Genomic DNA, 12,255 nt, shown 5'->3' on the forward strand with positions numbered 1-12,255 from the left:
GCTCCGGAGGCCGTGGGGCCACCGGAGCCGCGGTGGCGACGCGCGCCCCGCCTCAGGCCCCGCCGGTGCGCAGGTCCGTCAGCGACGCCGGGGTCAGCGGCCGGGGGTCGTCGTCGGGTTCGACGAGGACGACGGTGCAGGTGGCCGCGTGCGTCAGCGCCGTGGTGAGGCTGCCGTCGGCGAACTGGGCGAGCGCTCCGCGCGGGGAGCGGCCGACGGCGACGGTCCGGGCGTGGACGTCGGCGGCGTGCCGGGCCAGGGCGTGTCCGGCGGCGGCGTGGTCTCCGACGCTGGTGAGGATCTGCCCGGTGGCGGCGACACCGAGGCCGGCGAGCCGGGCGAGATGCGCGGTGACGGCGTCCCTGGCCTCCTCCTCGGTCTCGGTGTCGACGGCCTGTCCCTCGACGACGGCGGTCTGCCGCACGTGCACGACCTCCAGCGGGCTGCCGGTGTCGCGGGCGAGCCGGGCGGCGGCGTCCACGATCGCGGCGGCCCGCTCGTGCGCGCCCACGGCGACCACGACCGGAGGCCGGCCGTCGGCGGCCGCGGCGGCGCCGACCGGTGTGAACACGGGCGAGCCGGCTCCGGCGGGCTCGACGCTCTCACTCTCCCCGTCGCGCTGCTCGGCGCGCGCCAGCAGCCGGTGCCCGCTGGCGAGCACCGGGATGGCCAGGACGAAGGTGGCGGCGCCGAGGTAGAAGGGCACGCTCAGATCGGTGGCGTCGGCGAGCTTGCCCGCGACGTACGGGGCGAGGCCGCCGCCGATGAAGCGCAGGAAGCCGTACGCCGAGGAGGCGACCGGACGCTCGACGGGCGAGACGAGCATGACGGCCTGGGTGGTGAGGGTGTTGTTGATGCCGATGAAGGCGCCGCTGACGATGACCGCGACGATGACGACGGACGGGGTGTCGACGCCCGCCGCGATGACCGCCATGACGATGCCGAGGCCGAGCAGGTTGGCGTAGAGGACGGGCGCGGTGCCGTACCTGCCCTGCAGGCGCGGGGCGAAGAACACGCTGAACGCGGCGACGAGCAGTCCCCAGCCGGTGAAGACGAGCCCGAGCTGGTGGGCGCTCAGCTCCATCGGGTAGGGGGCGTAGCCGAGCATGGTGAAGAAGCCCCAGTTGTAGAGCAGCGCCATGATGCCCATGGTGAGCAGGCCGCGGTGGCGCAGCGCCTTGAGCGGGGCGACGGGTGAGGTGGGGCGCTCGGGTTTGGGCAGGGAGGGGACGAAGGCGAGGGTGGCGACGAGGGCGATGGCCATGAGGACGGCGACGCCGAAGAACGGACCGCGCCAGCTGATGGCGCCCAGCTCGCCGCCGAGCAGCGGGCCGACGGCGATGCCGAGGCCCAGCGCGGTCTCGTAGAGGATGATCGCGCCGCCGAACCCGCCGCTCGCCGAGGCCACGATGACGGCGAGGGAGGTGGCGATGAACAGCGCGTTGCCCAGACCCCAGCCGGCCCGGAAGCCGACTATGCCGTTGATGGAGTCGGTGGTGCCGGCGAGCGCGGCGAACACGACGATCACGGCGAGGCCGGTGACCAGGGTCCGCTTGGCACCGATGCGGCTGGAGACCCAGCCGACGATCAGCATGGCGACCGCGGTGACGATCAGATAGCTGCTGAACAGCAGGGAGACCTGGCTGGGCGTGGCGTGCAGGCTGTCGGCCAGGGCGGGCAGGATCGGGTCGACCAGACCGATGCCCATGAACGAGATCACGCAGGCGAAGGCGACGGCCCAGACGGCCTTGGGCTGCCGGAACGGGCCGGCAGCCTTTCCGTGCGGTGCACTCATGTGCGGTTCTCTTCCGGACGAGGGCGGGTGGGGCGGGGCAGGAACAGAAGGGAGTGACAGGGACGGGGAGGGGGACGGAGACGGGCAACGGGGCCGTGGACCCGGTGCCCGCGGAGTCGCGCGGAACCGGACGTCGACGCGGGTGGGCCGGTGGTGTGCACGGGCGGCCTCACCCCCGTTCCCGACGCCGGTCGCGGATCACCCGCGCCAGGGCGGTGAGCGCGACCTCGGCCGCCCGCTGCTCGGGTGGGGTCAGTTCGGCCATGAGTTCGTCCAGCGCCCTCGCACGCTCGGCGCGGCGCTGCGCGAAGACCCGCAGCCCGGCGTCGGTGACCGCGACGAGCACCCCGCGCCCGTCGCTGCGGTCGGCGGTGCGGCGCACCAGCTCCGCCCGCTCCATGCGGGTGACGAGCTGGGTCGCGTTGGGCTGCGAGACGCCTTCGGCCCGGGCCAACTCGGTGAGCCGCAGGGGCCCTTCGCGGCTGAGCCGCCCGAGCAGCGAGGACGCGGCGATGCCGAGCCCCCCGGCGGTGGCGCTCTGCCGCACGTGCCGGAGCACCTGCTCCACGGCGACGACGAGATCCTCCGTCGCTCCGTGGGGTTCGTCGGGAGGCGCGTCACGCATGTCCATCACTGCATTATGCATTTACATGTAGCGTGAAACAAGATGTTTCCGGCGTCGGCCGCCACTCCTTCGTATGAACGCCGCGCATTCCTCATGACCCGACCGGCCCTTCTTCCTACCGTGCGGAGTGCGCACAGACCGACGAGAGCAGTGCGCGTACATCGACGGGAAAAGGTGAGATGCCCATGCGGACGGAAGCGATCCAGCGGGTCCGGCTCGTGTTCACGCTGTTCGACGCCGACGGCAACGGAGTCCTCGAGGCCGACGACTTCGACCTGATGGCCAAGAGGGTGGTGGCGGCGGTGCCCGAGGCGGACGCGGCGAGGCGTGACGCGATGGTGGCCGCTTTCCGGACGTTCTGGCAGACCCTGGCCGACGAGTTGGACACCAACCACGACAACAAGGTCGACTTCGAGGAGTTCAAGGCGGTCGTCCTGGCTCCGGAACGCTTCTCCGCGGCGGTCGGGCAGTTCGCCGAGGCCCTCACGGCCGTCTCGGACCCCAACGGCGACGGGATGGTCGAGCGGCCGACCTTCATGGCGGTCATGACGGCGATCGGCTTCTCCGAGCCGAACATCCAGTCCCTGTTCGACGCCCTGGAGCCGGCCGGCACCGACCAGGCATCGGTGCCGGCCTGGGTCGAGGCCATCAAGGAGTACTACGACCCCGAGGCGGCGGGCATCGCTGACCACCTGGTCGCGCAGCCGGCGGGCTGAGAAGCACGCGGAGTCGAGCGGGCGACGCCGTCGCCCAGGGTCTCCCAGGCGTTCAGGCCCTCGCCGGTGTCGGTGTCGCACCGGCGAGGGCGCGTTCGCCGGTGTGCGCGGCCGGTTGCCCCCCGAGCCCTTTCGCACGGCATGGAAACGGTGACGCCGGATTCGTGTGGCGAGTTCGGCGTCGGAATTCGGCCACCCCATGGCGTCGTGTCATTCGCGGAAATACACTACCGCCGATTCGCCGGTTCACGGTGCCTACCGCTGCCGTCGTGGCGTACGTCGATGAACCGGCGGTGAGTCGGATGGGCACGGGAGGGGACGGTATGTCGAACGAGTCTCGCACATGGACGGATCCGAATTTCTCGTCGGTGGACCAGTCGGACCGCACGGTTCCTGTGAATTTACGCCAGACAGGGCGCCCGGACATCGAACTCCTGATATCCACGCGCGCGCGGAAGTCGCCGTATTGGCACCTGGCCGTCGAGGCGGGATGCCGGCGCGCGGAGGTCTACAACCGAATGTATCTGCCCCGGGGTTACGGCTCCCCGGAGGAGGGCGGCTCCGCGGCCGAGTACGAGGCGCTGACGCGACGAGTGACGTTGTGGGACATCGCGGCCGCACGGCAGATCCGAGTGCGGGGAAGCGAGGCCACCGCATTCGTCGACTACGTCGTGACGAGGGACGTCACACGGCTGGCGTCCATGCGGGCCGCGTACGTCGTGCTGTGCGATCCCGACGGACGGATGGTCAACGATCCGCTGCTGCTGAAGATCTCGCCCACCGAATACTGGTTCAGCATCTCCGACTCGGATCTGTCGCTGTGGCTGAAGGGGGTGAACGCCGGGAAGGGATTCGACGTCCGGATCGAGGAGCTCGACGTGTCGCCCGTCCAGCTCCAGGGAGCGGAGGCGAACAGGCTGATGGCCGACCTCATCGGTGACGCCGCCGCCGAGATGCCCGCGTTCGGGCTGGCGGAGGCCGAGATCGCCGGCATTCCGGTACTCGTCTCGCGGACCGGATTCTCCGGCGAGGCCGGATACGAGGTCTATCTGAAGAATGCGAGCCTGCACGCGGAGCGGATGTGGGAGGCGATCCTCCGCGCGGGAGAGAAATACGGGCTGACGGTGACCGGCCCCATCCAGCCCCACCGGATCACGTCGGGGATACTCGCCTGGGGTCAGGACGTCGACAACGAGATGGTCCCTTTCCAGGTCGGGCTGGCGTCCCACATTCCCCGCAACAAGGCGTCGGACTACATCGGCCGCGAAGCCCTCGAAAAGATGCGGGCCGACATCGCCGCCGGAAACCATCCGTACAGACTGACCATGGTCGGACTGAGGATGGAAGGTGAGCCGATCGCGGATTATCTGTCGGACTTCTGGCTCGTCGCGCCCTCCCCGGACGCGGAGCCGGTGGGCTTCGTGACGTCCGCCTCCTACGCCCCGAAACTCCGGACGAACGTCGCCCTGGCCCGTCTGCCGGTCGACCTCGCGGTACCGGGAACGCAGGTGCACGTGTTCGTGCCGGGCACGGACACGGACACGGACACCGGCTCGACGAGCAGGAGTGTCCCGGCGGTGGTCTCGGCCTTTCCCATCGAGTGACGCGTCCTGATTCCACACGCCCGTGACGGCCCGCCGGCCTTTCCGGCGGGCCGTCACGGATGTCCGGGAGAGGGACGGCGTGAGGTGGCGCGCTGCTTCCGGACCGCCGAGATCAGCCCTCCGGGCCCTTCCTCGCCCCGCGCCGGTGTGCCGATCGGGCGGCCGTAGGCGGCGGCGCGCTCGCGCAGCGTGTGGCTTTCGGCCTCCCAGCCGTGCCCGGCCAGCCAGCCCACCGGGTCCTCGGGCATCTCCGACACCCACAGGGACGCCGCCGATCCCGGCACGGCGTCCGCGCCGAAGCGCTCGATCACGCCGCGCGAGCCCAGCGTGAGCCCCATCCGGCTGCCCGCAGCCGAGCGCGCGCCGATCCGGGTCAGCAGCGCCTCCACCGCGTCCTCGGGCAGATAGATCAGCAGCCCTTCGGCGATCCACGCGGTGGGCGCGGCCGGGTCGTGCCCCGCGGCGGCCAGCGCGGCCGGCCAGTCCGCCCGCAGATCCGTCGCGACGGTGATCCGCTCACAGCGCGCGACGGCCCGCTCCTGACGCAGCACCGAGGCCTTGAAGTCCAGTGGGGCGGCGGTGTCGATCTCGAAGAGCCGGGTGCCCTCGGGCCAGTCCATCCGGAAGGCCCGGCTGTCCATGCCGGCGCCGAGCAGCACGACCTGCCGGACTCCGGACGCGGATGCCTGCCGCAGCAGGTCGTCGAGGAACTTCGTCCTGATGACGATGGAGAACGCCACTGCCGTCCGACGGCGTCGCCCGGCCTCGTCGTCGGCCGGTGCCGGCGAGGAGGGCCACAGGCCACCGGCGACGGCGAAGGCCCGGGCCAGTGGGTCACGGAACAGCGCGTTCACCCGCTCCGTCTCCAGCGCCCGCACCCTGGCCACCCCCACGGCCGTGGCCCACACCCCCGACGGCCGCGCCCGCCCCCGCTGCTCAGTCACGGGGCGCGGCCGTCCGTACGGGCAGGGCGACGAGGCCGCGCGAGCGCATGGACGAGCGGTGCCGCAGATCCTGCGGAGGGCAGGCCAGGGTGAGGTCCGGGAAGCGGTCGAAGAGCGCGGTGAGGGCGATCGCGGTCTCCATCCGGGCGAGCGGGGCGCCGAGGCAGTAGTGGATGCCGTGTCCCAGGGTGAGGTGCCCGGTGGCGTCGCGGGTGAGGTCGAGCCGGTCGGGCTCGGGGAAGCGGCGCGGGTCCCGGTGGGCGGCGGCCAGGGACAGCAGCACGGTCTCCCCCGCGGGTACGGTGACGCCGCCGATGGTGAGATCCTCGACGGGGAAGCGCCGGATGGCCAGCGGCACCGGGCCGTCGTAGCGGGCCAGTTCCTCCACGGCCCCGTCCAGCAGCTTCGGATCCGCCCGCAGCGCGGCCAGTTGCGCGGGATGGGCGAGCAGCGCGGCGACGGCGTTGCCGATGAGGTGGACGGTGTTCTCGTACCCGGCGACCAGGATGAGGAAGGCCAGGGACATCAACTCGTCCTCGCTCAGGCGGTCTTCCTCGTCGCGTACGGCGATGAGCGCGGAGAGCAGGTCGTCGCCCGGACTCCTTCGCCGGTCCGCGAGAAGGCCGGTGAAGAAGGCCAGCAGCCGGCCGACGGCGTCACGGGCCCGGGCAGGGCGCGTCGGGTCGGGTGCCACGAGCGCGTCGGTCCAGTCGCGGAAGTCGGGCCTGCTGTCTTCGGGGATGCCCAGGAGGTCGCAGATCACGGCGATCGGCAGCGGGGCGGCGTAGGCGGCGATCAGATCGAACTCCTCGTCCCCGCGCCGCGCGTCCAGGAGCCGGTCCGCGATGCGCCGCACGGGGTCGCGCAGCCGCTCGATGCGGCGGGGGGTGAACGCCTGGGAGACCAGCCTGCGGATCCGGGTGTGGTCCGGGGGGTCCATGTTCAGCAGGTTGGCGTCCAGCGCGGGCGGCAGAGCCATGCCCCGGTAGCCGCCGGGCGTGCCGTGGCTCTTGTCCAGGGACAGGCGCCGGTCGGCGAGGGCCTGTCGCACGTCGTCGTAGCGGGTGACCAGCCAGGCGGGCAGGCCGTCCGTACCGGTGATGCGGTGCACCGGCCCTTCCTCACGGAGCCGGCCGTAGACGGCGTAGGGATCGTCGAACAGCTCTACGGGGTCAATGCCGCCCGCACCGAGGGCAGTTGTCTCGCTCATACCGCCAGCCAACCAGATCGCGCGCGACGGGGCACGCGCCCTTGGCCGGACTCAGTACCGCTGCGCCCTGGCCAGCCGGGGGGTGAGCCGCGCGTCCTCGGACTGCCGGCTGAACACGACGGGCTGCTCCTGCTTGCCCGGCGCGAGGTTCTCGGCGCCTGCGAACCGGCGTTCCACGACCTTGCCGGACGCGTCTTCGAAATCGACCTGCACGGCGTACGACGCCTTGTCGTCGGTCTTGTTGGTAATGGTCAGGAGAACCGCGGACAAGCCGCTGGTCACCTCCTTGGGCAAGCCCCGCATGCCGACCTCGGACACGGCGTTGCCGCGCCCCCGCACCTTCTCCAGCGCCTTCTCGGCGGCGGCACTCGTACGGGCGGCCGCCGCGTCGACGGACGCCTCGAACTGCGAGGCACGGGCGGACGCCGAAGAGGCGGCCGCGGAGGCCGAGGCCCGGGCGGAGGCGATCGCGGCGCCGGCCTCGGAGGCGAGCGCCGAGGGCGGCAGGCCGGAGAACGACGCGGCGTTCGGGCTGCTGGGTGCCGGTGTGGGCGAGGATCCGCCGTCGCCCCCGTCGCCGCATCCGGTGACGGCCGTGGCGGACAGGGCGCAGCCGAGCGCCGCCACCACGGCGCGGCGGCAGTGATCCCCACGCGTGCGTACCATGTCGCAGTCCTCCGTGCCGGTTCGGTCCCGTTCATCCTCACCGCACCACCGGCGGCGCACGATCCGGCTTGGGCCATCCGGCGACTGCCGCGGGATACCCACGCGGTTCTACACCCTCTCCGGCACCGTACGGTTCACCGTCGGCGGGAGGGACTACGACGCCACCAGGGACACGTTGGTGAGGGTCGCGCCGGTGTCCCAACACCTTCGCCAATCCGCGCCGCCCCGACCGGAATGCCTTCCGGCCCCCTGGGCACGCGAACTGCACCACACAGCGGCCGAGTTGGAGGCAGAGATGAGTGACCGCACCTGGCGGATCGTCCCGACGAGCCGGGGCATGAGCGCCCTCTACCTGCTTGTCGGTGTCATCCTGGCCATCAACGCCGCGTATCAGCTCAAGGACGACATGGCCGTACTCCCCCTCGTCTCCGGCCTCGCCGCCCTGGCCCTCATGACCACCGCCGTCGTGGGCCTGCTCCGCCCCGGCTCACGTACACAGACACGCTGACGGCGCCGGGTCCCGGGCCGGGCACCCGCGCCCTCGCGCTCTCCTACGCCGGCGCCTTCGACGACGGCGTCGCCACCCGTGTCGTCCCCGGCGACGTTTTCGGCTCCGGCACCTGCGGCAAGGGCGGTTGCCTGGCCGAACTCCGGGGCGTGCGGGGCCGGCAGGACCCCCCGCCCCTGGAACCCGGCGACACGGTCACCCTCACGGTCGAGGGCATCGGCTCGCTGACCAGCACCGTCGTTCCCGGTGCGGCACCCGTCCGGCTGTCGGCCGGCCGGCGCCGGGACCGGGAACGGCCGTGAAGGACTGCACGGCAACACTCGCCGGCACGTCCCGTGAACGGCACGGGCCATTTCCCCGGGGATGACCCCGCCGGACGTCGGGCCGTGACGGGCACGGAGGCCAATCCCCGAGGGTGCGACCGGGGTTCGGGCGTCAGGAATCACCGGATGCATGAGGTGAAGCTCTCCGACGGGATCACCACTTTGTCCCCCCTGCGTCTGGACGACGTCGAAGAGCCGGGTGGCCGGTGTCGCGGATCAGCGGGTGCGGCCACGCGACCGGCAGCGCGTCCGGCCCGGCCGCGGAGGGCCACGTCAGCCGAGTGCTTCCTCCTGTCGCCGGTCATCGTCGGCCATGGCGGGGAGGGCGTTGTCGATGAGGACGGCGGCGATGACGGCGGCGGTGGGGAAGGCGTCAGCGTTGAGGACCCGGGTGCGGGCCGCGGCGCCGTCGAGGAGCAGCGCGAGCTGCTCGCCGAGTTGTCCGGGATCGGCGGCGCCGGCTTCGCGGGCGGTGTCGGCGAACCGCGCGGCGACCGCTTTCTTGTAGTCGCGTGCGTACTGGGATGCGGGGTGTTGGGAGTCGTGGAGCTCGACGGCGGCGGCGATGTAGGGGCACAGGGGGGTGGTGGGGGGGATGTCGAAGGCGGCGAGAAGCCGTTCGCGGGGCGTGAGGTCGCTGCGGTCGAACACGCCGGACAGTACAGAGGGGTCGAACCCGCGCAGGTACTCGGCGACGAGTTCGTCCTTGCCGCCGAAGTGCTGGTAGGCCGTGCGCTTGGACACCTCGGCCGCCGCGCAGAGCTGGTCCATGCCGGTGCGGTTGATGCCCTGCTCGCGGAACAGCTGCTGGGACGCACTGAGGATGCGCTCGCGGGCGCCCCGGCCGCGGCGGCGGCCCGTCGGGCCCTTCTCCAACTCCGTCATGGGTCCATCGTACCCCGGGCGGGTAACGACCGGTGTACTTAGTTTGCTCCCCGACCGCCCGCCCCGTACCGTAAGGAAACAGGACGGTGTACTTAACACCGTCGTTCCAGGTGCGCACGGCACCACCGACCAAGGGAGCGACCCATGGGCAAGCTCGACGGCAAGGTAGCGGTCATCACCGGCGGCACCACCGGCATGGCGCTGGCCGGCGCGAAGCTGTTCGTCGACGAGGGAGCGCACGTCTTCATCACCGGCCGCCGCCGGGAAGCCCTGGACGAGGCCGTGCGGCAGATCGGCCGCAACGTCACCGGTGTCCAGGGCGACGCCGCCGACCTGGCCGACCTGGACCGCCTCTACGACACCGTCAAGCGGGAGAAGGGCAGCCTCGACGTGCTGTGGGCCAGCGCCGGCGGCGGCGAGCCCGCCCTGCTCGGCGAGATCACCGAGGCCCAGTTCGACACCTGGTTCGGGCTCAACGCCCGCGGCACCCTGTTCACCGTCCAGAAGGCGCTTCCGCTCCTCAACGACGGCGGCTCCATCCTCATGACCGGCTCCAACGCCTCCCTCGGCGCCTTCCCCGGCTGGAGCGTCTACGCCGGCAGCAAGGCCGTCCAGCAGGCCTGGGCCCGCATCTGGCTCAACGAGCTCAAGGACCGGCGTATCCGCGTCAACGTTCTGACCCCCGGCCAGGTCGCCACCGCCAAGCAGGAAGAACTCTTCGACGAGGCCACCAAGCGCCAGTTCGAGTCGCTCATCCCCCGCGGCCGGATGGGCCGCCCCGACGAAATCGCCACCGTCGCCCTCTTCCTCGCCTCCGACGACTCCAGCTATGTCAACGGCATGGAACTGGTCGCGGACGGCGGCACCACAGCCGTCTGAACCGGACCAGTACGGAGACGCGCTCGCGGGCAAGGTCATCGTCGACATCAGCGATCCCTTCAATGACACGTTCGACGGCCTGGCCCACCGCGAGGAGATCTCGATCGCGCAGGAAGTGGCCAGAGCGGCCCCGGCCGACGCCCACGTGGTGAAGGCGTTCAACACCGTCTTCCGCCACGTCCTGGAGAAGGGCCGGCCCGACGTCTTCCTCGCCGGCGACAACGCGCAGGCCAAGAGGAGTGTGGGAGCGTTCATCGAGACCCTCGGACTGCGCCCGCTGGACGTCGGCGGACTGAAGATGGCGCACTGGCTGGAAGGAGCGGGCGTGGTCACGGTGGGCCTCGCCCACCACGGGGTGGGGAACCTGGACTTCGCCCTCGGCATCACCGGGATTCCTGCTTGAGCGAAGGGTGTCGGCACCTTTCCACGGCGGTTACGGCAGCCGTGCTCCCGTGCCCCGCTACGGAACCCGGCCGCCGTGATCGCGTCCGGCCCGTGACGGCGGCGGCCGCCGTCACGGGCCGGAGCGGACGGTGGCCGGTCTGTGTCACCGGTGTTCGCGGAGGGTGTCGTCCACCGGGTCGCCGGGCTGACGTCGGGCAGCGAGCCGCCGCCGGAGACCTTGACCCGCTTCACCGAGCCGGGACACATGCGCAAACGCCGGCCGAGAACCGGGCAGCGCGTAGGGGAAGAGCGTGCGGCGGTCGGTGTGGCGTAGTACTCCTGGAAAGGCTCAACGCCGGTCTGTTGTCACCCAGGAGCTGTCGATGACCGTTCGCCGTGTCGTACCCAATGTCCAGTCGGAAGCCGCGCGGGAGAGCCGGGAGTTCTACGACCTGCTCGGTTTCGAGGAGGTCATGAACCACGGCTGGATCATGACGCTCGCGTCCCCGTCCAGTCCGACGGCGCAGATCAGCTTCATGACCAGTGACAGAACCGCACCGGTCACTCCCGACATGAGCGTCGAAGTGGATGACGTGGACGCGGCCTACGCGGCCATGCGGGAGAGCGGGGCGGAGATCGTTCACCCCCTGCAGGACGAGGAGTGGGGGGTGCGGCGGTTCTTCGTCCGTGACCCCAACGGCCGGGTGGTCAACGTACTGAGCCACCGCTGACGGTCCTGGGGCGTCCGGTCGCCGGCGAGGCGCGACCTCGCCACCCCCTGTCAGCCCCGCGACCCGCTTGGCGGCTCCTGGCCGGCGCGTATGCGGCGATGGAGGTCCTCCAGCAGGTCACGCATGGCCATGCGGAAGAGCTCCGCCTGGTGTTCGCCGATGAAGGAGGTGTGCCCGAAGGCCTCCAGTACGACCATGCCGTGCATGTGCCCCCAGGCGCCGACGAGGAGAGCGGTCGCGGGGGGCGGCAGGGTTTCCGGGCCGTGCGGGATGAGGGGTTCCAGGTACGCCCGCAGAGTCGGCGAGAGCGCCCGGGTGTCGGCCGCGGCGAGTTGTGCCGTGGTGAACCCGTCGAACATCTCCCGCTGGAAGATCATGCTCAGTCGCCGCATCGCCTGGGTGGTCGGGCCCTCGGCGGGTGCCTCGTAGTGGCGCAGCGGTGCGCCGTACAGCAGTTGGAACCGTTCGACGTGGGTGACGGCCCAGTTGCGGTAGCCCTCGGCGGCGGCCAGGAACCGCTGTGCGGCCGGTTCGTGGGCCGCCGCGGCGACGGCCGCCGTCACGGCGTCGCCCAGGTCGTCGTACGCCTTGGCCACCAACGTCGTGACGAGGGCGTCCCGGTTCGGGAAGTAGTGGTAGAGCCCTTGCACGGTCATGCCCAGGTCGCGGGCGACCGCTCGCAGGGACAGGGCGTGCGGCCCGTGCTCGGTGATCTGACGCTCGGCGGCGTCCACGATCTCCCGCATGGCGGCGGCTCGGCGTCGTTGACGCAGGGGCGGCAGCGCCGTCGCGGGCTTGTCGGCGAACATGCGGCGATCCTAAGGCGGTTGACGGGACGAGTCATCAAGGGACTGCACCCGTACGGAAAACCTGACAGTGTCAGGTAAATCTCCTTCTGCTCAAGAACGCGCTCCCTCATTAGCGTCGTTCCCAGCGGCGACGAGCGCGGCATCGCGCACCGTCCGCCGGGGCGAAGAGGGCGCTG

General features: G+C 71.4%; 12 protein-coding genes and 2 pseudogenes. 7 read left to right on the plus strand and 7 right to left on the minus strand.

What is annotated here, in order from left to right; all coding sequences use genetic code 11:
• Nucleotides 1-52: 52 nt before the first annotated feature.
• Nucleotides 53-1,795: an MFS transporter gene (locus OIE12_RS01975; protein ID WP_329131012.1), complete on the minus strand. Its 1,743-nt coding sequence runs from the start codon at nucleotides 1,793-1,795 to the stop codon at nucleotides 53-55.
• 169 nt (nucleotides 1,796-1,964) lie between these two features.
• Complete coding sequence (locus OIE12_RS01980) at nucleotides 1,965-2,426, minus strand: MarR family winged helix-turn-helix transcriptional regulator (RefSeq protein WP_329131014.1); 462 nt, start codon at nucleotides 2,424-2,426, stop codon at nucleotides 1,965-1,967.
• A 179-nt stretch (nucleotides 2,427-2,605) separates the two neighbouring features.
• Between OIE12_RS01980 and OIE12_RS01985 the strand changes: the two genes are divergently transcribed.
• The gene (locus OIE12_RS01985) at nucleotides 2,606-3,136 is read left to right on the plus strand and encodes an EF-hand domain-containing protein (protein WP_329131016.1); all 531 of its coding nucleotides are present in this window, start codon (nucleotides 2,606-2,608) and stop codon (nucleotides 3,134-3,136) included.
• Nucleotides 3,137-3,405: 269 nt separating this feature from the next.
• The gene (locus OIE12_RS01990) at nucleotides 3,406-4,740 is read left to right on the plus strand and encodes a glycine cleavage T C-terminal barrel domain-containing protein (RefSeq protein ID WP_329131018.1); all 1,335 of its coding nucleotides are present in this window, start codon (nucleotides 3,406-3,408) and stop codon (nucleotides 4,738-4,740) included.
• 53 nt (nucleotides 4,741-4,793) lie between these two features.
• Here the strand turns inward: OIE12_RS01990 and OIE12_RS01995 are convergent, their stop codons facing one another.
• The 3 genes from OIE12_RS01995 to OIE12_RS02005 are packed head-to-tail and all read right to left on the minus strand — an operon-like array spanning nucleotide 4,794 to nucleotide 7,560.
• The gene (locus OIE12_RS01995; protein WP_329141701.1) at nucleotides 4,794-5,648 is read right to left on the minus strand and encodes an SAM-dependent methyltransferase; all 855 of its coding nucleotides are present in this window, start codon (nucleotides 5,646-5,648) and stop codon (nucleotides 4,794-4,796) included.
• A 28-nt stretch (nucleotides 5,649-5,676) separates the two neighbouring features.
• On the minus strand, nucleotides 5,677-6,894 hold the full coding sequence (locus OIE12_RS02000) for a cytochrome P450 family protein (RefSeq protein WP_329131021.1): 1,218 nt from the start codon (nucleotides 6,892-6,894) through the stop codon (nucleotides 5,677-5,679).
• Between the two features lie 51 nt (nucleotides 6,895-6,945).
• Nucleotides 6,946-7,560: a hypothetical protein gene (locus OIE12_RS02005; RefSeq protein WP_329131023.1), complete on the minus strand. Its 615-nt coding sequence runs from the start codon at nucleotides 7,558-7,560 to the stop codon at nucleotides 6,946-6,948.
• Nucleotides 7,561-7,855: 295 nt separating this feature from the next.
• Between OIE12_RS02005 and OIE12_RS02010 the strand changes: the two genes are divergently transcribed.
• Complete coding sequence (locus tag OIE12_RS02010) at nucleotides 7,856-8,068, plus strand: hypothetical protein (RefSeq protein WP_329131026.1); 213 nt, start codon at nucleotides 7,856-7,858, stop codon at nucleotides 8,066-8,068.
• A 74-nt stretch (nucleotides 8,069-8,142) separates the two neighbouring features.
• Nucleotides 8,143-8,370, plus strand: a pseudogene (locus OIE12_RS02015) (fumarylacetoacetate hydrolase family protein); the annotation flags it as partial.
• Between the two features lie 294 nt (nucleotides 8,371-8,664).
• Here OIE12_RS02015 and OIE12_RS02020 read toward each other — a convergent pair.
• Nucleotides 8,665-9,276 carry a TetR/AcrR family transcriptional regulator gene (locus OIE12_RS02020; protein ID WP_329131028.1) on the minus strand — a complete coding sequence of 204 codons (612 nt, stop codon included), beginning with the start codon at nucleotides 9,274-9,276 and terminating at the stop codon, nucleotides 8,665-8,667.
• Between the two features lie 144 nt (nucleotides 9,277-9,420).
• Here OIE12_RS02020 and OIE12_RS02025 point away from each other — a divergent pair, with 144 nt between their 5' ends.
• From OIE12_RS02025 to OIE12_RS02035, 3 genes and pseudogenes are all read left to right on the plus strand, one after another.
• The gene (locus OIE12_RS02025; RefSeq protein WP_329131030.1) at nucleotides 9,421-10,155 is read left to right on the plus strand and encodes an SDR family NAD(P)-dependent oxidoreductase; all 735 of its coding nucleotides are present in this window, start codon (nucleotides 9,421-9,423) and stop codon (nucleotides 10,153-10,155) included.
• A 7-nt stretch (nucleotides 10,156-10,162) separates the two neighbouring features.
• Nucleotides 10,163-10,558 (plus strand): annotated as a pseudogene (locus tag OIE12_RS02030) (NADPH-dependent F420 reductase); the annotation flags it as partial.
• A 364-nt stretch (nucleotides 10,559-10,922) separates the two neighbouring features.
• The gene (locus OIE12_RS02035; RefSeq protein ID WP_329131032.1) at nucleotides 10,923-11,270 is read left to right on the plus strand and encodes a VOC family protein; all 348 of its coding nucleotides are present in this window, start codon (nucleotides 10,923-10,925) and stop codon (nucleotides 11,268-11,270) included.
• Between the two features lie 50 nt (nucleotides 11,271-11,320).
• On the opposite strand, the gene OIE12_RS02040 is transcribed toward OIE12_RS02035, so the two are convergent.
• A complete protein-coding gene (locus OIE12_RS02040; RefSeq protein WP_329131034.1) occupies nucleotides 11,321-12,079 on the minus strand; it encodes a TetR/AcrR family transcriptional regulator in 759 nt (252 codons plus the stop codon).
• Between the last annotated feature and the right edge of the window lie 176 nt (nucleotides 12,080-12,255).

It is taken from the genome of Streptomyces sp. NBC_00670 (genome assembly GCF_036226765.1).
GTDB lineage: Bacteria > Actinomycetota > Actinomycetes > Streptomycetales > Streptomycetaceae > Streptomyces.

Coding starts and splice junctions, on each gene's coding strand:
- OIE12_RS01980 (WP_329131014.1), bottom strand. CDS start 2,426: ATGGACATGCGTGACGCGCCTCCCGACGAACCCCACGGAGCGACGGAG.
- OIE12_RS02035 (WP_329131032.1), top strand. CDS start 10,923: ATGACCGTTCGCCGTGTCGTACCCAATGTCCAGTCGGAAGCCGCGCGG.
- OIE12_RS02010 (WP_329131026.1), top strand. CDS start 7,856: ATGAGTGACCGCACCTGGCGGATCGTCCCGACGAGCCGGGGCATGAGC.
- OIE12_RS02020 (WP_329131028.1), bottom strand. CDS start 9,276: ATGACGGAGTTGGAGAAGGGCCCGACGGGCCGCCGCCGCGGCCGGGGC.
- OIE12_RS02025 (WP_329131030.1), top strand. CDS start 9,421: ATGGGCAAGCTCGACGGCAAGGTAGCGGTCATCACCGGCGGCACCACC.
- OIE12_RS02000 (WP_329131021.1), bottom strand. CDS start 6,894: ATGAGCGAGACAACTGCCCTCGGTGCGGGCGGCATTGACCCCGTAGAG.
- OIE12_RS01985 (WP_329131016.1), top strand. CDS start 2,606: ATGCGGACGGAAGCGATCCAGCGGGTCCGGCTCGTGTTCACGCTGTTC.
- OIE12_RS02040 (WP_329131034.1), bottom strand. CDS start 12,079: ATGTTCGCCGACAAGCCCGCGACGGCGCTGCCGCCCCTGCGTCAACGA.
- OIE12_RS01975 (WP_329131012.1), bottom strand. CDS start 1,795: ATGAGTGCACCGCACGGAAAGGCTGCCGGCCCGTTCCGGCAGCCCAAG.
- OIE12_RS02005 (WP_329131023.1), bottom strand. CDS start 7,560: ATGGTACGCACGCGTGGGGATCACTGCCGCCGCGCCGTGGTGGCGGCG.